Source organism: Thiocapsa sp. (assembly GCF_011390875.1).
In the GTDB taxonomy this organism is placed as follows: Bacteria; Pseudomonadota; Gammaproteobacteria; order Chromatiales; family Chromatiaceae; genus Thiocapsa.
On record NZ_JAABRP010000052.1, the window covers coordinates 1 to 21,827 of the forward strand.

The 21,827-nt window shown below is 63.9% G+C and carries 19 protein-coding genes; 7 read left to right on the forward strand and 12 right to left on the reverse strand.

The genetic code is table 11. The annotated features are described in order from the left end of the window. The 5 genes from aroA to GPT33_RS05995 all read left to right on the forward strand — a co-directional run. On the forward strand, positions 1-1,310 hold a 1,310-nt coding region (gene aroA / locus GPT33_RS05975; RefSeq protein ID WP_296806403.1), incomplete at its 5' end, for a 3-phosphoshikimate 1-carboxyvinyltransferase. A gap of 4 nt (positions 1,311-1,314) precedes the next feature. Then, the gene (gene cmk, locus GPT33_RS05980; RefSeq protein ID WP_296806404.1) at positions 1,315-1,986 is read left to right on the forward strand and encodes a (d)CMP kinase; all 672 of its coding nucleotides are present in this window, start codon (positions 1,315-1,317) and stop codon (positions 1,984-1,986) included. Positions 1,987-2,124: 138 nt separating this feature from the next. After that, positions 2,125-3,804: a 30S ribosomal protein S1 gene (rpsA, locus tag GPT33_RS05985; RefSeq protein ID WP_296806405.1), complete on the forward strand. Its 1,680-nt coding sequence runs from the start codon at positions 2,125-2,127 to the stop codon at positions 3,802-3,804. Positions 3,805-3,890: 86 nt separating this feature from the next. Continuing rightward, on the forward strand, positions 3,891-4,232 hold the full coding sequence (locus GPT33_RS05990) for an integration host factor subunit beta (protein ID WP_296806406.1): 342 nt from the start codon (positions 3,891-3,893) through the stop codon (positions 4,230-4,232). A gap of 269 nt (positions 4,233-4,501) precedes the next feature. Continuing rightward, positions 4,502-6,046: an aminotransferase class V-fold PLP-dependent enzyme gene (locus GPT33_RS05995; protein ID WP_296806408.1), complete on the forward strand. Its 1,545-nt coding sequence runs from the start codon at positions 4,502-4,504 to the stop codon at positions 6,044-6,046. A 141-nt stretch (positions 6,047-6,187) separates the two neighbouring features. Here GPT33_RS05995 and GPT33_RS06000 read toward each other — a convergent pair whose 3' ends face one another. From GPT33_RS06000 to putP, 6 genes are all read right to left on the reverse strand, one after another. Then, on the reverse strand, positions 6,188-8,929 hold the full coding sequence (locus GPT33_RS06000) for a response regulator (RefSeq protein ID WP_296806410.1): 2,742 nt from the start codon (positions 8,927-8,929) through the stop codon (positions 6,188-6,190). 153 nt (positions 8,930-9,082) lie between these two features. Continuing rightward, positions 9,083-9,973, reverse strand: a complete 891-nt coding sequence (locus tag GPT33_RS06005; protein WP_296806411.1) for a transporter substrate-binding domain-containing protein — start codon at positions 9,971-9,973, stop codon at positions 9,083-9,085. 148 nt (positions 9,974-10,121) lie between these two features. Next, positions 10,122-11,438 carry a phosphate regulon sensor histidine kinase PhoR gene (phoR, locus tag GPT33_RS06010; RefSeq protein WP_296806413.1) on the reverse strand — a complete coding sequence of 439 codons (1,317 nt, stop codon included), beginning with the start codon at positions 11,436-11,438 and terminating at the stop codon, positions 10,122-10,124. Between the two features lie 68 nt (positions 11,439-11,506). Beyond that, positions 11,507-12,193, reverse strand: a complete 687-nt coding sequence (phoB, locus tag GPT33_RS06015; RefSeq protein ID WP_296806414.1) for a phosphate regulon transcriptional regulator PhoB — start codon at positions 12,191-12,193, stop codon at positions 11,507-11,509. Positions 12,194-12,431: 238 nt separating this feature from the next. Continuing rightward, on the reverse strand, positions 12,432-12,647 hold the full coding sequence (locus tag GPT33_RS06020) for a hypothetical protein (RefSeq protein ID WP_296806415.1): 216 nt from the start codon (positions 12,645-12,647) through the stop codon (positions 12,432-12,434). Further along, positions 12,644-14,146: a sodium/proline symporter PutP gene (gene putP, locus GPT33_RS06025; protein ID WP_296806416.1), complete on the reverse strand. Its 1,503-nt coding sequence runs from the start codon at positions 14,144-14,146 to the stop codon at positions 12,644-12,646. The genes GPT33_RS06020 and putP overlap by 4 nt, the downstream gene beginning before the upstream one ends. Positions 14,147-14,442: 296 nt before the next feature. Between putP and GPT33_RS06030 the strand changes: the two genes are divergently transcribed. Further along, positions 14,443-15,009, forward strand: coding sequence for an NUDIX hydrolase (locus GPT33_RS06030; protein WP_296806417.1), 567 nt, complete (start codon positions 14,443-14,445; stop codon positions 15,007-15,009). A 188-nt stretch (positions 15,010-15,197) separates the two neighbouring features. On the opposite strand, the gene GPT33_RS06035 is transcribed toward GPT33_RS06030, so the two are convergent. The 4 genes from GPT33_RS06035 to GPT33_RS06050 all read right to left on the reverse strand — a co-directional run bounded on the left by GPT33_RS06035 (position 15,198) and on the right by GPT33_RS06050 (position 19,435). Then, entirely contained in the window at positions 15,198-16,028 is an 831-nt protein-coding gene (locus GPT33_RS06035) for a metal ABC transporter permease (protein ID WP_296806419.1), read from the reverse strand. Further along, a complete protein-coding gene (locus tag GPT33_RS06040; RefSeq protein WP_296806421.1) occupies positions 16,025-16,591 on the reverse strand; it encodes an ATP-binding cassette domain-containing protein in 567 nt (188 codons plus the stop codon). The genes GPT33_RS06035 and GPT33_RS06040 overlap by 4 nt, the downstream gene beginning before the upstream one ends. Positions 16,592-16,620: 29 nt before the next feature. After that, on the reverse strand, positions 16,621-17,526 hold the full coding sequence (locus tag GPT33_RS06045) for a metal ABC transporter substrate-binding protein (RefSeq protein ID WP_296806423.1): 906 nt from the start codon (positions 17,524-17,526) through the stop codon (positions 16,621-16,623). Positions 17,527-17,884: 358 nt separating this feature from the next. Continuing rightward, on the reverse strand, positions 17,885-19,435 hold the full coding sequence (locus GPT33_RS06050; protein ID WP_296806426.1) for a TonB-dependent receptor: 1,551 nt from the start codon (positions 19,433-19,435) through the stop codon (positions 17,885-17,887). A gap of 550 nt (positions 19,436-19,985) precedes the next feature. Here GPT33_RS06050 and dksA point away from each other — a divergent pair. Further along, the gene (dksA, locus tag GPT33_RS06055) at positions 19,986-20,411 is read left to right on the forward strand and encodes an RNA polymerase-binding protein DksA (RefSeq protein WP_296806428.1); all 426 of its coding nucleotides are present in this window, start codon (positions 19,986-19,988) and stop codon (positions 20,409-20,411) included. A 51-nt stretch (positions 20,412-20,462) separates the two neighbouring features. On the opposite strand, the gene GPT33_RS06060 is transcribed toward dksA, so the two are convergent. Together GPT33_RS06060 and GPT33_RS06065 are read right to left on the reverse strand one after the other, a co-directional pair. Beyond that, positions 20,463-21,065 carry a hypothetical protein gene (locus GPT33_RS06060; protein ID WP_296806429.1) on the reverse strand — a complete coding sequence of 201 codons (603 nt, stop codon included), beginning with the start codon at positions 21,063-21,065 and terminating at the stop codon, positions 20,463-20,465. A gap of 255 nt (positions 21,066-21,320) precedes the next feature. Next, a complete protein-coding gene (locus GPT33_RS06065) occupies positions 21,321-21,800 on the reverse strand; it encodes a CreA family protein (protein WP_296806431.1) in 480 nt (159 codons plus the stop codon). Positions 21,801-21,827: the final 27 nt, after the last annotated feature.

Sequence of the window (21,827 nt, forward strand, 5' to 3'; positions counted from 1 at the left end):
GCGGCACCTTGCGCGGGCGCCTGCGCGTTCCGGGCGACAAGTCGATCTCGCATCGCTCGATCATGCTGGCGGCGATCGCGGAGGGCGAGACCCGCATCAGCGGGTTCCTCGAGGGTGCGGATGCCTTGGCGACCCTGAACGCCTTCCGGCGCATGGGCGTGCGGATCGACGGGCCCGACGGCGGCGAGGTGCGAGTGCAGGGCGTCGGGATGCGGGGTCTTCAGGCGCCCGACGGTCCGCTCGACATGGGCAATTCCGGCACCTCGATGCGGTTGCTTTCGGGTCTCTTGGCCGGGCAGTCGTTCCCGGTGACCCTGGTCGGCGACGCCTCTCTGTCCAAGCGCCCGATGCGGCGCGTGACCGAGCCGTTGGCGCAGATGGGTGCGCGGATCGGCACGAGCGAGGGCGGTACGGCGCCGCTCGATCTCACGCCGGTCGAGCGTCTGACCGGTCTCGACTATGCGATGCCGGTGGCCAGTGCGCAGGTGAAATCGAGCCTCTTGTTGGCGGGCCTCTATGCCGAGGGCGAGACCTGCGTGACCGAGCCCGCGCCGACGCGCGATCACACCGAGCGCATGCTCACGGCCTTCGGGTATTCGGTTCGGCGTCAAGCGGCCAAGGTCTGTCTGACCGGCGGCGGACGGCTGACGGGCTGTCGCTTGACGGTACCCGCCGATATCTCATCGGCGGCGTTTTTCCTGGTCGGCGCCAGTATCGCGCCGGGTTCCGACCTGATCCTGGAAGGTGTCGGTATCAATCCGACGCGGGTCGGCGTGATCAACATCCTGCGCGCCATGGGCGGGGACATCGAGCTGATCGACCGGCGCACGGCCGGCGGCGAGCCGGTGGCGGACATCCGGGTGCGTCATGCGCGTCTGCGCGGGATCCGCATCCCGGTCGATCAGGTGCCGCTGGCGATCGACGAGTTGCCGGTCCTATTCATCGCGGCGGCCAGCGCCGAGGGCGAGACCATACTCACAGGCGCGGAGGAGCTACGGGTGAAGGAGAGCGACCGCATTCAGGTAATGGCCGACGGTCTGGCCAAGCTCGGAGTGTGCGCCGAGGCGCTGCCGGACGGGATGCGGATCCACGGCGGCGCGCTGGGCTCGACAGGTGCTGCGGCTGCAGGCGATGCGCCCTGGATCGATGCACACGGCGACCACCGAATCGCCATGTCCTTCGCCATCGCGGCCTTGCGTGCGAGCGGTCCGATCGCGATTCGGGATTGCGCCAACGTCGAGACCTCTTTCCCGGGATTCGTCGAGCTGGCCGCAACCGCCGGTTTGACCATCCAGGCGACCCGAGGCTGACCCGGTGTCGTCCCCCGTCATCACCATCGACGGTCCGTCCGGAACGGGCAAAGGAACGATTGCCGAGCTGCTGTCGGCGCGACTCGGCTGGCGTTGTCTGGACAGCGGCGCGCTCTATCGTGTGCTCGGTCTCGCTGCGGAGCGCCGCGGGGTTGCGCTCGACGATGCCGAGGCCGTCGCCGAGGTCGCGGCCGATCTGCCGGTCGCCTTTGTCTCGGGCCGCGTGCTCTTGGAAGACGAGGACGTGAGCGAGGCGATCCGCACCGAGCAGGCGGGCATGGCCGCCTCGCGCGTCGCGGTGCATCCGCCGGTGCGCGATGCCTTGCTGCAGCGCCAACGCGCCATGGCATGCCCGCCGGGCCTGGTCGCCGACGGGCGCGACATGGGCACGGTCGTCTTCCCGCTGGCCCCGTTGAAGATCTTTCTCGACGCGAGCGCCGAGGTGCGTGCGGACCGCCGGTATAAACAGTTGAAAGGAAAGGGGTTGGATGCTAACCTCCCCGACCTTGTAGAAGACATCCGGGCGCGCGACGCGCGTGATCGCGGCCGCAGCGTGGCGCCCTTGTGTGCCGCGGAGGATGCGGTGATCGTGGATTCCACTGCGATGTCCATCGAAGAAGTGCTCGATCGGGTCCTGAAAGAGGTGAGGCGCGTCTTTCCGGAGCTGGTCCCTTAATAAATCGGCAGTCCGTCCAGCGGGACCTCTGTCGATCCAGTCGGGTCGGTGCCGAATGCGCCGACCTTTTCATCTCATTCATACCCCTCGTCCCGGATGGGACGGGTCAGCGCGCCGTTCTCAGGATAATTTCATCTTATGACCGAAAGCTTTGCCGAACTATTTGAACAGAGTCTGAGCACCACCCAACTGCAGCCTGGCACCATCGTCATCGGAACCGTGATCGAGATCACCTCCGACAACGTTGTGATCAATGCCGGGCTCAAGTCCGAGGGCGTGATCCCCAGAATTCAATTCATCGGCCCGGATGGCCAGCTCGAGGTCGCGATCGGCGACGAGGTCGAGGTCGCTCTGGACGCGGTCGAGGACGGCTTCGGCGTGACCCGTCTCTCGCGCGAGAAGGCAAAGCGGTTCGCCGCATGGGATCATCTGGAGAAGGCGTTCGAGGCTGCCGATACCGTCAAGGGCATGATCAACGGCAAGGTCAAGGGCGGTTTCACCGTCGACCTCGGAACCGTTCGCGCCTTCCTGCCGGGTTCTTTGGTGGACGTGCGCCCCGTGCGCGATACCACTTACCTCGAAGGTAAGGAGCAGGAATTCAAGGTCATCAAGCTCGACCGCAAGCGCAATAATGTCGTCGTCTCCCGCCGCGCCGTGGTGGAAGAGGAATACAGCGCCGAGCGTGATCAGCTGCTGAAGAACCTGGAAGAGGGCATGGAGGTCAAGGGTATCGTCAAGAATCTGACCGACTACGGCGCCTTCCTGGATCTGGGCGGCATCGACGGCCTGCTGCACATCACGGACATGGCTTGGCGTCGCGTCAAGCATCCCTCCGAGGTGGTCGAGATCGGCGACGAGGTCACCGTGAAGGTGCTCAAGTTCGATCGCGAGCGTCAGCGTGTCTCTCTTGGCCTCAAGCAGATGGGCGAGGACCCCTGGGTCAATATCTCGCGCCGTTACCCGGAAAGCACCCGTGTCTTCGGCAAGGTCACCAACATCGCCGACTACGGCTGCTTCGTCGAAATCGAAGAGGGTGTCGAGGGTTTGGTCCACGTCTCCGAGATGGATTGGACCAACAAGAATATCCATCCGAGCAAGGTCGTGGCACTCGGCGACGAGGTCGAGGTCATGGTGCTGGATATCGACGAGGAGCGTCGCCGCATCTCGCTCGGCATCAAGCAGTGCGCCATGAATCCCTGGGACGAGTTCGCGGTCACCCACAAGAAGGGCGATCACGTTTCCGGCAAGATCAAGTCCATCACGGACTTCGGTATCTTCATCGGTCTGGACGGCGGCATCGACGGTCTGGTGCATCTGTCCGACATCTCCTGGGACGAAGCCGGCGAGCAGGCCCTGCGTCGCTACAAGAAGGGCGACGAGCTTGAAACCGTCGTGCTGTCGGTCGATCCGGAGCGCGAGCGCATCTCCCTGGGCGTGAAGCAGTTGGACAAGGATCCCTTCTCCAGCTTCGTGGCCCTGCACGAGAAGGGCAGCGTCGTGACCGGTACCATCCTGGATGTGGATCCCAAGGGGGCGACGATCGCCCTGGCCGACGGCGTCGAAGGCTACTTGCGTGCCTCCGAGATCTCACGCGACCGCATCGAAGATGCGCGTGCCGTTCTGAAAGCGGGCGAGGAGATCGAGGCCAAGTTCCTCGGCGTCGACCGCAAGAATCGCACTCTTTCGCTGTCGATGAAGGCGAAGGATGTCGAGGAAGAGCAGGCGGCCATCAAGGGCTACTCGCGCGATTCGTCTACCGCGACGACCCTTGGCGATCTCCTCAAAGAGCAGATGGAAGAGGCGCAGCGCGGGGGCTGATACCCCTTCGTGATGTCTCCAGCTTGATGCCTCTTTAGGCGGGGCCCGTATTGCGGGCCCTTTCTCCTTTTCCAGGAGTCGACACCATGACCAAATCCGAGCTGATCGACGTTCTGGCGGCGGCGCAGGACCACCTTCCCTACAAAGATGTGGAGGAGGCGGTACGAAAGACCCTCGATCGCATGAGCACGGCACTTGCCTCCGGCGAGCGGATCGAGATCCGAGGTTTCGGAAGCTTTTCTTTGCATTATCGGCCGCCGCGGATCGGGCGTAACCCGAAGACCGGCGACTCGGTCGCCTTGGCCGGGAAGCATGTCCCCCATTTCAAACCCGGCAAGGAGCTTCGGGACCGCGTCAATCAAGCCTTTCAAGACGAGCAAGTCGCGCAAGAGGAAGAGCGTATTCCGCTCGTCGCGGCCTCTCGCTGACACTGTCATACCAATGGGTACCGCGTTCGGCGGTGCCCTTTCGGTTCTGCACATTCCCGCCCTGTGATCTCCGTCACAGGTCTTTCGATCTATCCTGCTAAGCTCGCCGCACCCGTGCCGTTCGGTCCCCCTCGATGGATCCGGGGTCTTGCGAGTCCGTCCCTTTCGTCTCTCGTTGTCGGGTCCGCGCGGTCGGTGTGCCATGGTATGAGCAGCTCACCTGAGAGTGGGTTGCTCCGCATCGATTTTTAGCGCAATGGGTGTGTGGGATGACAACGAATAAGCAGGGTTCGGGCCTAGATCGGCGTGATTTTTTGAAGGGGTTTGCATCGGCGACCGTTGCCGCGGGACTGGTCGGGCCGGGGGAGGTTCTGGCCAAGGGTCAATCGGGCCCGCCCGGGGTTCCGCCGGGTCAATTCGGCCGGGAGCTGTTGGCTCCTCCGCGAATCTCCGGGCGACCGACGGGCGAGGCGTACTGGCATCGAGTTCGCCAAGCCTTCTCGTTGGCGGACGACTATATCCATATGAACACCGGCACCACCGGCTCGCCGCCCGAGTTCGTGCTCAACAATCTCGCCGTCTACAACCGTTACAAGGCCGCGGATCCGCTGAGCTGGTCGGCCAACCTGGCGGCGGAGGCACCTGCGCTGTTTCCGATCTCGCCCTCGGCGACCGGCGCACGTCAGGCCATGGTCGCAGCGGTCTACGGTGCGAACGCCGACGAGATCGTCTTGAGCTACAACACCACCGACGCCTGCAACCTCATCTTTGCCGGAACACCCTGGAAGCCTGGCGATCGGATCGTGACGACCAGTTTCGAGCACCCCGCCCTGGCCGGCCCGATCGCCTGGGCACGGGACTACCATGGGGTTGAGGTCGTTGTCGTCGATATCCCCTCGAATTTCACGGAGGACATGACCGTCGACGAGGTGCTGGGCTGGTTCGAGTCGGCACTGGAGGCACCCCTGGCGCAGGGAGGCGAGAAGAAGTACCTCGCCATCTCCGAGATCTTCTACAAGAACGGTCTCAGGATGCCGATTCCCGAGCTGTGCGAGCTTGCGCGCATGCACCGAGCCTTTTCGATCGTCGACTCCGCGCACGGCTGGGGGATGCTGCCCATCGATTGCCACGGCTACGGTGCGGACTTCATCGCGGGGGCGGGTCACAAATGGCTCTGCGGCGGACCCGGCACGGGCATTCTCTACGTGCGAACCTCGGATGCAGACGTCTATCCTCTGCCGCCGTTCGCGATGGGCAATTTCTTCCTGTACGGGAATCCCTTTGTCGCTCCCAGCTCCTGGTACGAGAGCCGCGCTTGGAACCCCGGTGTCTATATGCAGTTTCGGGGCGAGAGCAATACCCCCGCGGTCTATGCCATGACCGACGCCTTGAGCTTCTTCGATCAGGTCGGTGTGCACTCGATCTACGAACGCGGCATCGCGCTCGGTAATCATCTCAAGGGGTTGATTGCGGGCCAATGGGGCCGCGACGCGCTCTGGGTGCAGGAGAACCGCGACGCGCGGTTTGCAACTGCGCTGACCTGCTTCAATCCGTTCGCGTCCAGAAACGACGCTGCGAGTTTCGCGGTGATGAGGGACGCGATCAACGCGATTGTGAACGGCCTTGCCGGGGAGACGCCCAAGATCTACATTCGCTCCGTGACGTGGCGCAGCAGCAAATTCGCGCTCGCCGACGACCGGATCGGGTTCCGGATCTCCACCCACGGGGTCTACAACAGCTACGACGAGGTCGACTATGTGTTCGGCCGACTCGTCGATCACATTGCGCGAAGCGGCTTGAGGCAGAGCACCTAGGCGATTGCCGGGAAGAAACACTCCGACTGCGCATGCCTGAAACACCAAGGGGCGACTGAAGTCGCCCCTTGTATGGTCGATGCCTTCCCGGAAATCGCCCCAGATCGCTGTTCCCGTGAGCTTGGATCCGACGTTGAGGAACTAAGCAAGCACGTTTGCCCGCTCGCCCGAGGCCATTGCGAGTCGTTCGAGAAGGTCGAGCAACTCGATCCGATCGAGCGGTTTGGTGAGATAACCGTCCACACCTGAAGCCAGTGCGGCCGCGCGCTCCTCGGGGAGCGCGGCGGCCGTCAAGGCGTGAATCGGGATGCGTGCCGACGTCGGGTCGGCGCCCTCGCGCTCGCGGATCAGTCGGGTCGCCTCCAGACCTCCCATCACCGGCATCTGCATATCCATCAGAATGAGATCGAAGGTGTCGTTTTCGACCTGCTCCAGCGCCTCTCGGCCGTTGCTGGCCAAGGTCACATCATGGCCCCACTTGCCGAGAAGTCGGATCATGAGTTTCTGATTGACCAGGTTGTCCTCGGCCAGCAGGATCTTGAGCGGCTTCGCGGCTTGCCGCGATGAACGGGCGGCGGGAAGTGTTCCGGGCGCCGTATCCCGCGTGGGCTCGCCCAAGGCATTTTGCACGGCTTTCAGCAGCTCGTCGTAGGCGACGGGCTTGGCGAGGAGGGCATGGATGCCCAGTTCTCGGCAGCGCTCGGCATGGCCGGGAATGACCCCCGAGGAGAGCATAATCATCTTGAGGTCGTACACGCGCGGGATTCCCTTGAGCGCGGAGACAACCGCAAAACCATCGATATCGGGCATCTCGTAGTCGATCAGGAGCAGGTCGAACGCCCGGATGTCCGGGTCGCCGACGACGGCGAGGCATTCGGTGCCGTTGCGCACCTCGGTCACCTGCATGCCCCATTGCACGAGCATGCGGCAGAGAATCCGGCGATTCACCGCGTTGTCGTCGACCAGCAAGACCCGTTTTCCCTTCAGCTCGGGCGGTTGCTGCGCCACGAGTTCCCCATCGCCGACGCCGAGCGGCAGGGTCACATGGAAGGTGCTGCCCTCGCCGAGCGTGCTTTCGACCCAGATGCGCCCGCCCATCAAGGCGGCCAACCGAGTTGAGATCGTCAGGCCCAGACCGGTGCCGCCGAAGCGGCGCGTGATCGAGCCGTCTTCCTGCGAGAATGCATCGAAGATGCGCCTCTGGTTCTCCGCGGAGATGCCGATCCCGGTGTCGCGCACGGCGAAATGAACCTCCACCCGATCCTCCGCGAGCGGTCGTGCATCCACCTGCAGAGCGACCTCGCCCTGGTCGGTAAATTTGATTGCGTTGTTGACTAGATTGACGAGGATCTGTCGCAGGCGGCCCGGGTCGCCGATCAAGCGGCGGGGGACGCCCGGCGCGAGCTCGCTGAGGAGCTCCAGCGGTTTCTCCTGTGCTTTGACCCGCAAGGAACGCATGATCTCGGTGACGAGGGCATGCAGGTCGAGATCGATCGACTCGACCGCCAGCTTACCGGCCTCGATCTTGGAGAAATCGAGGATATCGTTGATGATGGTCAGAAGGCCGTCGGCCGATGACTTCACGACGGTGAGACAGTCGCGTTGCTCGTCGGTCAGTGTCGTCTCCAAGGTCAATTCGGTCATCCCGATGATGCCGTTCATCGGGGTTCGGATCTCGTGGCTCATCGCCGCAAGAAACTCGGATTTTGCGCGGCTGGCATCCTCGGCCCGCGCGACGCTGGTCTTCAGGGAATCCGCCATCTCCTCGAGCCGACGGGTGTTGTCGAGCAGATCCTGCTCCAATGCCTCGCGGCGCGCGATCTCCTCGGACAGTCGTTGGTTCTGGTGCTCCAACCGGTCTCGCAGACGATCCGATTCGGCGTATTTTTCTTCGAATCGAATTGCCCGCAACCGCATGCGATCGAAGGCGACGGCCGCAAACAGCAGCACGACGGGAAAGGCACCCAAGGTGTAGAGAAAGAGCCGTGAGGCGAGATGGCCGTAGACAGAGGCTGCCGTCATCAAGGTGACCAGCGACAAGGGCGTACCGGCGACAGCGCTGCGCACCGCAAGCCACCCGTCGAGGTCCGCGCGACGGTCCGCACGACGCTCCCCACGACGGTCCGTTCGGCGATCCGGGTTCGCGCCGATCGGCTGCAGAGTGTCTTCGGGCAAGCGCGCAAGGGCTTGCGCCAGCTCGGGATCGACCTCGATCTCGGGATCGGGCGGCGTGATCACCAGGCCGTTCGGTCCGACCAGAAGCTCCTGATAGCCTGCCGAGGATGTCACTGCGTCCCCGCTCGAGATCAGCAGCCAGGCGAGTTGATCGAGACTGCCGACCGTGACGACGACGCCTTTGTACATCCCTTTGTGGAGCACCGGGGCGCTCGCGATCAAGCGGTGCGATTCTGTTTGAATCGAGACCTTGGATTCATGCTCGAATCCCTCCGGCAGATCGACGGACGGTGCGTGGGGCTGCAGGTCGACGAGTGTCTTTCCTTCCTCATCTCGGAAGATGATCCGCTGGTAGAGCGGCGATCCACGCAGTGTCTTCTGCTCGACATGTCGGCGGAAACGCTGCTCGATGGCATCGAGATTGGTGTTCAACCCGTACTGCAACGACATGCCCAAGGCGTGATTGACCAGGTAGGCCTCGATCTCGTGGCTTTCGGCGAGGTCGACGGCGCTGTTGCGGCGTTCGGCGGTGAAGTCGGCGACGGCGATCGCGCGACGTTGGCTGTCCGCAACCAATCGGGCGTCCGCGGCGGAGCGCAGCAGGTCTTGCGCCGTGAAGACATTCCAAAGTAGAACAATGGTATAGACGCAGAAGATAACCGCTAGGAGGAGCGGCCAGCGCGGGGCGAGTCGACCTAGCAACGCCATCTTGGTGCGGATCGCTCAAGGCCTGCGCGGATGCCCGAAGAGGCATGTCGATCGCTGAAGGCGTGGTCGCTCACCATCGGGACGTCAAGCCGCTCGGAGGGGACTTGCGGTTCTCGACGGGATCGGGCGAGCGTCGCTCCGACGACGCCGGATTCAGGAGGCGCGGTCGAAGAACCCCGGAAAGTAGCGGCGGATCCCCGGGTAGTATTTGTCGACCAAGCGATCGTAGGTGCCATCGGCCTTGATTCTCGCGAGGTATTCGTCGAAGGCGTCACGCAGAGCAGGTGCGCTCTTCGGAAAAGCGGCGGCTAGATCCTGATGTTCCGAGATCGGACCGATGATCTTGATGGATCCCGCCCATTTCTTTAGATCGAGAATGGCATCCGGGACGTCCAACAGGGTCAGCTCGGCCTCTTCGTTGAGCAGCGCCGGGACCATCTCGTTGAGATTCGAGCTTCTGGTATAGGACTTGAGATCGACCCCGGCACCGGTCAGGCCGTAGTTGGCCGGGTCGAGACAGGTCCGCTCCATCACCAAGAGGCTTTTGGATCCGATCAGCGTCTTGGTCTGAAGGATATCACGGGAGAGGTCGTCGCTACCCGAGATCGGGGAAAGCTCGGACTCCGAGCGGGCGACCAGGAGCACCTGGGAAGGAAAGGTGGGTTGCGAATACAGCAGTACCTGCTCGCGCCAGGGGAGCACGGTGAACCCGGCTGCGATCATGTCCCCGCGGATCGGGTAGTCGCCCTCGAGGGTGACCTCCGAGCCGTTGCGTACCACGTCCTTGCCCAACAAATCGCGCATCACGTTGTAGAAATTCGTATCGACGAGGACGTACTCGACACCGAGCTCCTGCGCAAAGCCTTTCACCAATTCCACGTCGAAACCGTCGCCGGAGCCGGTGACGAAGTTTGCGTATTTGATGCCGAGGTGGCGCAATTCGCCGCGCTCCCGGATCTCGTCGAGATCGGCGCACCAAGCCGACGAGAGTCCGGCAAGCACCAGAGCACAGCCGAGGGCGAGACCTTTGCGTAAGTCGTTCATCAGCGAATCCTCCGGGACCTGTTGCGACCGGGACCGACTGGAAATGCTACGCCCGCGCGCGAACATCAACAAGCGGCCGAGCGTCCACCTCGGCCCCGGCGCGCGCGGGGCGTGCAATGCGGCGAAACATCCACGCTTGCTCGGTCGATTAGGTCGCCGGGTCAGGCAACGCGCGAGGTGCGGTGCCGTGTTCGACCTCTTCTCGGAGGATCGCCCGCACGCGGGGGAAGACGCATGAAAAGGTCGAGCCTCGATCGATCTCGCTTGCGATCAGCAGGCGCGCATCGTGCCGGTTCATGATGTGCTTGGCGATGGCGAGACCCAGTCCGGTGCCTCCGGATTCGCGTGAGCGCGCCTTGTCGATCCGATAAAAACGTTCAGTCAGCCTCGGCAGATGCTCGGGCTCGATGCCGGGTCCGTTGTCTTCGACGCGCAGCTCCAGGTTGTCGCTCCATGCCGTCCAGCGGATACGGATCTCGGTGCCGTCGGGCGTGTGCTTGACCGCGTTGAAGATGAGGTTGGAGAACGCGCTGCGCAGCTCGGGCTGGCTCCCGAGCAGGAGGAGATCCTCGTCGAGGTCGGTCGAGAAAACGTGCCGCCCCTTGCTCAGTGCATGCGCCTCCTGAAGGATCAGGTGCAGCTCGTCCGGGACATCGACAGGCTCCTGCACCTCCGGGTGCTCATGCATCTCAAGGCGCGAGAGTGTCAGCAGGTCTTCGATGATGAGACGCATGCGCTCGGCCTGATTGTGCATCAGGGTCAAGGGGCGACGATGATTAGGCGGTGTCGCCGCGGCGTCGATCAGGCTCTCGAGGAAGCCGGCGATGACGGTCAAGGGCGTGCGCAGCTCATGCGAGGCGTTGGCGACGAAGTCGCGCCGGATCATGTTCAGATGATAGATCTTGGTGATGTCGCGTGCGACCACGAGCCGCTGGCGCTTGCGTTCGCCGAACGGGGTAATGCGCAGCGACAGCATCAGGGCGCGGTTGTGCTCCGGGGCGAGATCCATCGGCCGTAAGGATTCGCCGGTCTCGACAAAGTCCTTGAGATCCGGATGGGTCAGGATCTCGAACAGGGGCCGCCCGTCGTCCTCCGGCCAGTGCACGTTCATCAAGGTTGCCGCGGCGGGATTCGCCCAATCCACGCGATGCAGCTTATCGAGGATGACCAGACCGTCGGGTACTGCGTTGGCAGCCTCGCGAAAGCGACGGGTGAAGCGGATCTGGCGCTTGCGGCCCTTGCGCCCGCGCTGCTGATACTGTGCGATGCTGCGATAAATCTCGCCCCAAAGCCCGCGCGGAAACGGTGGGATGAGCCGGTGGTGACGTCGGATCAGCAGCGCGAGATGTGTGAGCAGGTAGACCTGGCGCAGCAGATAGGCGACGAGCACCGCGGTCCCGACCCAAGCCCACTGGGGTGCGATCAGCCACGGCGCGGTGCACAGGACGATCGTGGCCGTGAACATCCACAACTCGAACGACACGGCGTGACGCCAGGACTCTTCCCGTGGGTGCGGCTTGCCGGCCAATCGCGTCAGGTCTTGTCCGAGAAGCGATAGCCGACGCCGCGCACGGTTTGGAGCAGTCGGTCGTGGCCGGACGTCTCGAGCGCCTTGCGCAGGCGACGGACATGCACGTCGACCGTGCGTTCTTCGACATACACCTGATCGCCCCACACTTGATCGAGCAGCTGCGAGCGGCTGAAGGCGCGATCGGCGTGGGTCATGAAGAAATGCAGGAGGCGATATTCGGTCGGGGCGATGTCGACGGGGCGCCCCTCGGCAGTCACGCGATGGCTGATATTGTCGATGCGCAGACCGCCGACGTCGATCTCGTCCGCCGGCTCGTCGGTCTTCGCCCGCCGCAGGACCGCCTTGACGCGAGCGACCATCTCGCGCGGCGAGAAGGGCTTGGCGATGTAGTCGTCGGCCCCGGTGTCGAGACCTTTGATCCGATCTTCTTCCTCGCCGCGGGCGCTGACCATGATGATGGGTACAGCGCGGCTCTTGGGATTCTGCTTGAGCTGTTGGGCCAGCTCCAGACCGGAGCGTCCGGGCAGCATCCAGTCGAGCAGGATGAGGTCCGGGTTTTCGTTGTTCAGGAGCTTGCGCGCTTCGTCCGCATGGGCGGCCTCGATCACGCGATATTCGGCGCTTTCGAGTGCGAAACGCATGACCTCGCGAATATCCGGTTCATCGTCGACGACAAGAATGGTGGTCATGGTGTTCTGAACCGCGTCCGGAGTGATCTGTGATGTTTCAAATGAGTCTCGGCCCTGCAACGGCTTTCCACCGTTGCCGTCGACGCGGTTCAGGTGATGACCCCGAATTCGCAGCGCGGGTTCGCCGAGGTTTACGTGGCCTCGCCTGTTGAAGCCAGTCGACTGAGGCGCATTCTATTGAGGTTTGATGACGGCGCTATGACGGCAGCTGTCTTTGTCGGCCCTCGTTCCGCCGCATCTACGCTCGACCACAGCCTCGCCCCTTGTAGCGGATCCCGCGGCCCTGCAGCCACTGCCTGAGTCGCTCGACCTTGGTGCGGAGATCGCAGGTCGGGGGAAGCTGCTCCAGATCATAGCCGTACTCGATCAAGAGTGCGGTCTGCTCCTCGACGCCCAGGTCATTCCACTCGCGCAGCGGCGGGCTGGCGCTCGGCGTCTCGGACCGCTCGCTCATGCGGGCGGCGCCTTCAGCTCGGCCTCGACCTTGGCGAAGCGCGCAGCGAGTCCCTCCTGTTTGCTCTTGTCCGCGCGACTGACCAAAACGATCGCAATCGCTGCGAAGAGAATGCCCGGCACGATCTCGTAGAGGTCGAACAGTCCGCCTTGGAGCTGCCGCCATCCCAAGACCGTCAAGCCGCCGACCAGGATACCGGCGAGCGCACCGAGCCCGGTCATGCGTGGCCAATACAGCGAGAGGACCAGTGCCGGGCCGAAGGCCGCACCGAATCCGGCCCAAGCGTAGGCGACCAGATCGAGCACCATGGCATCCGGGTCGAGCGCCAGCCAGAAGGCGGCGACCGAGATCACGACGACCGTGATCCGCCCGACGGAGACCAGCTCGCGCGCCCCGGCCTTGCGCCGCAGCAGGGTGCGATAGAGATCCTCGGTGAAGGTGGACGAGGAGACCAACAATTGCGAGTCGGCGGTGCTCATGATCGCGGCCAGGATGGCGGCGAGGAGCAGACCCGCGATCAACGGATGAAACAGCAGATCGACGAGCAGGATAAAGACGGTCTCGCGCGCCTCGGGCGCGAGCGGCTGCTCGATGATCAGGATGCCCGCAAGACCGGTCAAGGTGGCGCCCGCAAGCGTGACCGCCACCCAGGTGACGGCAATCCAGCGGGCCAGCGGGACCTTGCGCGGCGAGGCGATGGCCTGGAACCGGGCGAGGATGTGCGGCTGACCGAAATAACCCAGACCCCAGGCCGCCAAGGACAGGATGCCGATGAGGCCCAGTGCGCTGCCGTCCGCGCGGGTGAAGGGATCCAGGAGGTTCGGGTTGGCGGCCTCGATCACCTCGAGCGCCAACCTGGCATCTCCGATCTGCGACACGGCCACCAAAGGCACGGCGACCAAGGCCACCGCCATCAGCATCCCCTGCAGGACGTCGGTCCAGGAGACGGCCAGAAAGCCGCCGACCGCGGTGTAGACCATGATGGACAGGACACCGATTGCCACGGCCCAGAGGTAGGGCAGCCCGAAGACAGATTGGAAGAGCTTGCCCCCGGCCACCAAACCGGCGCTGGTGTAGAGCAGAAAGAACAGGAGGATGAACAAGGCAGCGATGCCGCGCAGCCACCCGGCCCGGTCTTCGAATCGGTTGGCGAAATATTCAGGCAGTGTCAGTGCGTTGCCGTAGGACATGCTGAAGACCCGCAGGCGCGCCGCGACCAGGCGCCAATTCGCCCAGGTGCCGAGCAGAAGTCCGCCGGCGAGCCAGAGGGACTCCAGTCCGGCTGCATAGGCGAATCCGGGCAGACCGAGCAACAGCCAGCCGCTCATGTCCGAGGCGCTGGCGCTCAAAGCGGCAACCCCGCTGCCGAGCCGTCGACCGCCGAGGACAAAGTCCGACAGATCCCTGGTGCGTCGATAGGCGTACCAACCGATCACCCAGACCACGGCGAAGTAGACGGCGAAAGTGAACGCGAGAAGGAAAGGATTCTGGGTCGACATGCGGGATCCCTGCGTTGGCCGATTCGCCTTGTCGGATCGGTCTCGGATCGTTAGTTTAGGGTCTGCCGGCGGTCGTTTCCAAAACGACTGAACCGCGCCCAGCGCGGTATGCGATGTTTTTGGATAAGATCGGCCCCGGCAGACTTGACGCGCCTTGGAGTCGGCGCGGTTTAACGTATTAAAAAATATATTAGTTTAAACCGCGTCCCCGGCAAAAGTCATGGATGTACCAAACGTCGAGCTCGCTCGAAGATGAGCATCTCGCTCTGGACGCGGTTTAGATCGAGGAATCTCCCATGACCGAAGCACGGATCCTGAAACGTGAGCCTGTCTTTCAAGGACGGGTGATCGACGTCGCCCTCGAGACTGTCGCCATGCCCACCGGGCAGGAGGTTCAGCTCGAGATCATCCGCCACCCCGGCGGGGCTGCAACGGTCGCTCTGGACGAGCAGGATCGCGTCTGTCTGCTGCGCCAGTTTCGACACGCCGCGGACGGTTGGCTCTGGGAGCTTCCGGCGGGAAAGATCGATCCGGGCGAGACGCCGCGCGATACGGCGACCCGCGAATTGGCCGAAGAAGCCGGCCTGACCGCGGAGGATTGGACCGATCTCGGACGCATGCACAGCTCGCCGGGGGTCTTCACCGAGGTGATTCACCTCTGGATGGCCCGCGGGTTGACCCGCCAGCCTCACGCCCATGAGCAGGACGAGTTGATCGAAATCCATTGGCTGCCCTTGGCGCAAGCCCTCGACTGGTGCAACGACGGCGAGATCACTGACGCCAAGACACTCATCGGGCTCTATCGTGCGCACGGCATGATCAAGAGTGCCCTCGAAATGCTCTCCGAGGACGCGGGCTGCTAAAACGCGCCCAGCGCGGTATGCGATGTTTTTCGGGTGGGATCTTCCCCGGCAGACTTGAAGACCGTTGGAGCCGGCGCGGTTTAGAATATTGAAAAACAGATCATGTTGAACCGCGTCCCCCGCTAAGGGTTATGGATGCACCAAACGTCGAGCTCATTCGAGCTTGAGCATCTCGCGCTGGACGCGGTTCAACGCACTTGCCGCGGGCGCACTAGACGTATTCGGCCGATCAGGCCTTGCCCCGCCTCGACCGTCGCGGCCAGCGTGATCAGCACCGCCACCAGCACCGGACCGAAGGGCTGATCCAGCGCCATTGCCGCGAGGTAGGCCAGGAGATAGCCGCCGGCGCCGACGAGCGCGCAGATTGCCATCGTCCAAGTCCAGCCGGGGGCAATGCGAAAGGCGATCCAGGCCGGCACCAAGACGAGCGCGAACGCACCCATCAGACCGACGGTCGCGGTCCCGATCGCCATCGCCAGCGCGCTCAGCAGGTCAAAGCTCAGGTGCCAGCGGTGTGCCGGCAGTCGGTTCGCGGTTTCGTCGTGTGGAAAGAAACGCGCGCGCAGCAGCCGGGGCACAAGTCGGGGCAGGGCGGCTGCGACGAGCCCGGCGAGCGCGAGTGCGGCAATCAACTCCAGTGCCCCGGCGAAATAGAGCTGACCGTCGACGAGCGCATGCCCGAGTGTCCCGCCGAGACTGGTGTTGGCCGCGATCAGAAAGAGCGCCGACCACCCGAGCAGGATCATAAACCCGTAGGCGAGATTGCCGCGCGCCTCGGTCAATGATTTGACCGCGCCGCCGGCCAGCGCGCCGAGCGGTGCACCGAGCACAGCGGGCAAACCGACGGCAAGTCCCAGCAGTGCGCTCGCGGCGGCCAGGTGCGCCAGTCCGAGGGCGGCCAGCCATTCATCGCGAAGCAGGAGCAAGGCCCCGATGAGGGGCACGACCAGCGCGATGGCCATCCCGGTGATCAGCGGCAGCCGAAACAACGGATCCAGAAAGAGATCGAGCGCGCTCATGCGATCTCGATCATCCGCGAGCAGGTCTCCTCGAGGAATCGCCGCTCGTGGCTGACGAGCAGGACGCCCCGGTCCGGTAGAGCGCGCGCGCCGCTCATGTCACGACGGGCGAGCCGGCTCGGGGTGAGCATCTCGGTCAACAGGGTCTCCCGCTCGGGGTCGAGGTTGTTGGTGGGCTCGTCGAGAAGGATCAGATCGGCCCGACCGGCGATGGCGGCCCAGACGCAAAGGAGCTGATACTGCCCGCCGCTCAAGCGGTCGATGCGTTGTCTCGAGACCGCTTCGAGGGCGGCGGGCATGTCTTTCAGGGATGCGCCGGCAAAGCGCAGCAGCTCGCGTCCCGTCACCGGCATGCTCGCGAGGCGGATCGGCTGCTGCGCCTGATAGGCGATGACTAGGCCGGGCATCCGCACGATGCGTCCGGCCAGCAGGTCAGCGCGGTCGGCGATGGCGTTGAGCAGCGTGGACTTGCCGCAACCGTTCGCGCCCCAAAGACCCACGACCTCGCCGGGGAAGACGTCGAGCGAGACAGGCCCGACCACCGGCCGACCATAGCCGGCCATGAGATCCTCCACGCGCAGCAGCGGCCCGCTCACCGAGCTTGCGACAGGGTGTCCACCCAGAGGTCGATGTGGTCGAGATAACCGTCTCCGTCGGCACCCATCGGTGGGTCGAGCGTGAGACGGCGGGCTTCCCAGCCCAGGCCCTTGGCCAGGCGTTCCGGTGCCTGTGCCGAGGCGTATGGGGCATAGACGATCACGCCGGATCGCTCCCGAAGCCGCTCCGACAGGCTTCTGATCTGCTGGGCCGTGGGCGGTACGCCCGGGGTCTCCTCGATGGTGCCCAGCAGCGGAACACCGAAGCGATCGAGCAGATAGAGCGCATCCCGATGATAGAGGACCACGCCCGGTGCGCCCGCGAGCCGGGTTTGCCAAGCGTCCACGCGTTGCTCAGTCGCAGCGGCGAAGGTCCGCGCATTGGCTCGATAGGTCTCGGCGCCCGCAGGATCGAGCAGGGCCATGCGCTCGCCCAGTGCGGAGGCAACGATCGCCATCCGCACCGGATCCATGTTGATGTGCGGGTTGCCGACCGGATGGACATCGCCGAGCGCGCGGTCCGCCGGTGAGCCGACCTCCAACAGATCGACCTGGGCAGCGGCCTCGAAATAGCCCGGCTTGCCGGGCAGGATCCGCGGGTTGGCGGCGCTGCCGGTCGCGGCAGGCAGCCAGCCGACCTCGAGCTCGGCACCCACCGCGACGACCAGATCGGCGTCGCGCAGGATGCGAATCATGACCGGTTTGGCCTGGACCATATGCAGATCGCGATCCGGCGAGGCCAGCACCGTGACGTGCGCGCGTTCGGCACCGACCGTGCGAGCCAAGGCGCCCATGCCGGAGCTGGTTGCCACGACATCCAGCTCGGCGGCATGCAGTGCCCCGACGGTCAGCAGACCCCCGAGAAGCGTCCCGATCACCGAAACAATAAACCCTCTAAACATAACGACTCCCCGTATCAAACGCGTGCCTCGCACGCTCGGCACAGTCTCAAGGCGCTGCAGGGCGACTTGATTCGGCCCTACACGCCGGAAAACACCTCTGGAACGATTCAAAAACAACCGAAACACGTAGGATGGGTAGAGCGAAGCGAAACCCATCCTCCAAACCGCCGCGTTGTCGGGTTTCGGTTCGATACGCTTGGTGCGGGCTGGATGGGTTTCGCTGACGCTCTACCCATCCTACGGTCACCGATACACCCTGAAATCGCGTCGGCTCCCAGATCCCGGATCGATGAGGAGCCCGATCCCGAGTAAACCCGTTGCATGCCCCCACGAGACGCGATTTCAGAAGGGCGCGATTTCAGAAGGCGTGCGCCCCGTGCGAGCCCATACTGACCAGAAACTGTAGATAAAAGGCGTCGAAACGCTCTCGCTCGCCCGGTGCTTGCAGAATATCGTTGTGCGCATATTGGGCGCGCAGTCGCGAGAATTCCGAGAGGTTCCAGGTGACATCGAAGGTCCAACGATCCGACGAGCCGAAGCCTGCATCCTTGCCGCCGCCGCTGATCTCGTTGGTCATCCCCAGCACATCGTAGCGCAGGCCGGCGGTCCATTTCGGGGCGAATCCATAGACCGCCTGGGCATAGAGCCCGTCCGTGGTGAATGTGCGGCGTGAGCCGATAATCTCCGGATGGGCGCTCGCGGTGATCTTCATATCCTTGATCGAGCGAAGGTACTCGCTCTGAAATTTGAAGTTCTTGTGTCCGTGGGCGCCGCCGCCGTCGTACTTGTAGACCAGGTCGACTCCCCACAGCTGCGCGTCGCCGGCGAGACCGTTGCGGTGGATCTCGATCGCGTGATCCTCGTCATGCGCGTCGTCGTCGCCGTGCGCATGGGTATGCTCCTGAACCTCTTGATGCTGGTTGTTGTTCGCGTAGGACAGCCCGAGCTGAAGCGCATGATTGATCCCGATCTCGGGGGCGACCTTGGCGAAGGCGGTCCAGAGGCGCGGGCCGTCGTCGGTGGCGCCGAGCTCCAGCGCCGCTTGGTCGTCGTCGCCCAAGGTCGCGCCGAAGATCTCTTGGTTGCCTTGCAGTCCCTCGACGCCGAGTAGGGTATAGAAGGGCAGCTTCGGGAGCCAGGTGAGCTGAAGTCCGGTGTCCTGAAGCCCGTGCGGACCGAGCAAATTGAGGTAGGGCAGGTTCTGATCGACGAAGTCCCATTGATGGGGATGTTGCCGATTGATGTAGCCGAAATCGCTGAGGAACTTGCCGCCTTTCACGCGCAGGCCGGCCGGGAGGCTGCGGGTCTGAAAATAGCCCTCTTCCAGCTCGACGGTGCCGTCCCTGTCGATTGCGAGGAACAGCGAGGCATCGAAATAGGGATCGACGGTTGCCGAAAAAGCGATCTCGGCCTCGCGAAAGTTGAAGCCGTTCTCGGTGAGGCCGTGCATGTGGCCGCCATGCTCCTCGTCGTCGTGGTCGTGACCCTGGTCTGCACCGCCTGAGGGTTGATAGGCGAGCCCGACGAGCGCCGCACCCTCGCCGTCGATCCCGTCATGGTAATAGTTGCCGTCGAGAAAGACCGAGATCTGCGGATTGAACGCGTTGCCCGAGCCCAGTGCACCGAGACCCGTCGCGCCTGGCTCCGCGCTCGCGGGAGCCGTGACGAGCGGCGCGGTCATCGGTCGGGACTCGGTCGAGGCGACCCGGGCAGCCTGCTCTGCCCGCTCCGCAGCTGCCTCCGAGCGTGTTGCGGCCCGGTCAGCCTCACGCTCGGCCTTCGCCAGACGGGACTCCAGATCCTGAATCCGGCGTTCGTACTGGGATTTCATCTGGTCGACCATGGCTCGGAGCTCGGCGATCTCGGCATCCGTGGCGGGGAACGCGGTCATCGGCGTCAGCAAGGCCATCGCGATGGCGATCCGAACCTCGGCTCGTTCCGCGAGCCGGCGTCGGACCGCAAATCCTTCCCGCAACGGGCACGGTGTTTTAATGTTATAACGTGTCATATACAAGGCGAGCTTCTCCGGTTGAAAAGAGAAATCATGCTCCGGTGTGCGAAACCGGGCCGATTCAGCCGCGGCGGATCGCAAGGGCGGTTTTGGCCCGACCATCCCCGCGGAACCGCTGCCGTTTTCGGCGGCCGGTCCGACGCCCCCGAACGGCGTGCCTCCGATAGACTTGCCGAAGGCCACCCGAATACGCGATGCTCCGCGGATGTCATCTGGAATACCGGCGGTCCGACCGGCTGAGGCCGAGGACGGTGTGCGGTGCAGGCCCGGTCGCGGCATGTCGGCGATATCCGCTACGGTTTATTCGCAAACAGGGGGTTGCATCGGGACCGATGGGTTGCACGGTCCAGGTGCCGACAGCGTGTTCGGGTCAGCCTCCACAAGGAGAGTGGTGAAGGCGTGTTATGTTATTACATATTCGATCTGCGTCAAGGTGAGGGGGTGTCCGATGGCTGAGGATCCAGGATCCGACTATTCTCCCGGTCCCGATGAGGAGTACATGAACGAGCGCCAGCTGGCCTACTTTCGCGCCAAGCTGCTCGCCTGGCGGGCCGAGCTTTTAGACGAGGCCCAAGGAACGCTCGACGGCCTGCGCGACAGCGCCCATCAAGAAGTCGGCGACGATGTGGATCGCGCTACCCGCGAGGCGGATCAGGCGCTGGAGCTGAGGACCCGCGACCGTTGTCGCAAGCTGGTTCACAAGATCGACGAGGCGTTGGTGCGTATCGAGGACGGAAGCTACGGCTACTGCGAGGAGACCGGCGAGCCGATCGGCCTGGCGCGCCTGGAAGCTCGTCCGGTCGCGACCCTCTCCGTGGAGGCGCAGGAGCGGCGCGAGATCAAGGAGCGCCAGCGCTTGAGCGGTGCTATGTGAGGCAGGCCCCGCTGCCGTCCTCGGGCGAGGGCGGTGCGGGCCGGTCGGTTTTCAGCGCGGACCGATATTGATGCCGATCGACAGACGCGGCAACGTGCTGCGATTGGTCTCGACGGCATGTGGGAGGTGTGGCGGAAAAAAGAGGAAGGTCCCGGCACAGGGCTCGATGTGAATCGTCGATGGCCCGTCGTAGAGGATCAGATCGCCCGAGTCCGGCGGGATCGCGACGTAGTAGACGCCGGAGAGCAGCTCGTCGTGCTCGTCGTGGGTGTGCTCCGAGGTGCCTTGCCCCGGCTCGGTGAGATTCAGCCAAAACCCGCAGCGCAGGGTCCCGGACGGGCGCCCGAGGATCAAGGCGGCGCAGGCGAGTGCCTGCTCCAGGACCGCCGCAATGGCCGGGATGCGTGTGCGCTCGAGGTACAGATTCTCGAACCGACCACCGATAAAATGGGTGCGCCGCTCGAATTCATCCTCTCGCATCCCGTTCACCGCGACCGTGATAGCCGTATTGATCCGCTCGGCGTCGGGAAGTCCGCATCGGTGGATCTCGGCATTGGACCAGCCGACTCGGCTCGGCACTGCAGGAGCGGTTTCGCTCCCGCCGAGTGCGATCCGTTTCGTGGTCTTGTGCGCTTCTGCGATAGGCTGTTTCATCGAGCTGTCTTCCCCCTTCGTTCCGTCGAGAACGGGTGGAGTGCGCGCCCTGCCGCCGATTCTTTTTGCGCCAGGCATTCGCTTGGCCTCAATCGGAGCACCCTTCTCTCGTTTTTTCGTTCTTGAGGGCGCGGGGCTGCGCCGCGGCAGCGACGTAGGCTGTACCGAGCCGTGCGAGGCACAACTGGCTACCGTCGGCGCAAGTTGTGCCTCCTATGGTCAGCACAACCGGGTTTGGGGTTTTTCGGGATCGCCTTACGGCGCGAGGCTGCCCCAAGGCAGAATCGGTACAGCGGTAATGCTGTTCTTGGGCGAGCCTTCGATGACCCTGTCGCTGTAGCTGAGGTAGACCAGTGTGTGACGGGGTGCATCGTAGAAGCGCACGACTTGAAGGCTCTTGAACAGCAGCGAGGTGCGCTTCTTGAAGACCTCGGTGCCGTCCTGCTTGCCGTTGCGAATGTCGGCGGTCAGCGTGATGGGCCCGACCTGGGCGCAATGGATCGCCGCATCGGAGGTGTCCTCCGCGACGCCGACCGCACCCGAAACGCCTCCCGTCTTGGCGCGACTTAGATAACAGGCGACGCCCGGGATCTCATCGTCATCGAAGACCTCGACGAGGATCTTGTCGTTCGGGCCCATCCACTTGAACTTGGTGGCAACGCTGCCGATGATCTCGGCGGCGGCCGTGCCGATCAGAAGGAAAAGGGCCAAGCCGAGCGCGATACGTGTTCTCATGGGGGTGATCTCAAGCGGGGCGACGTT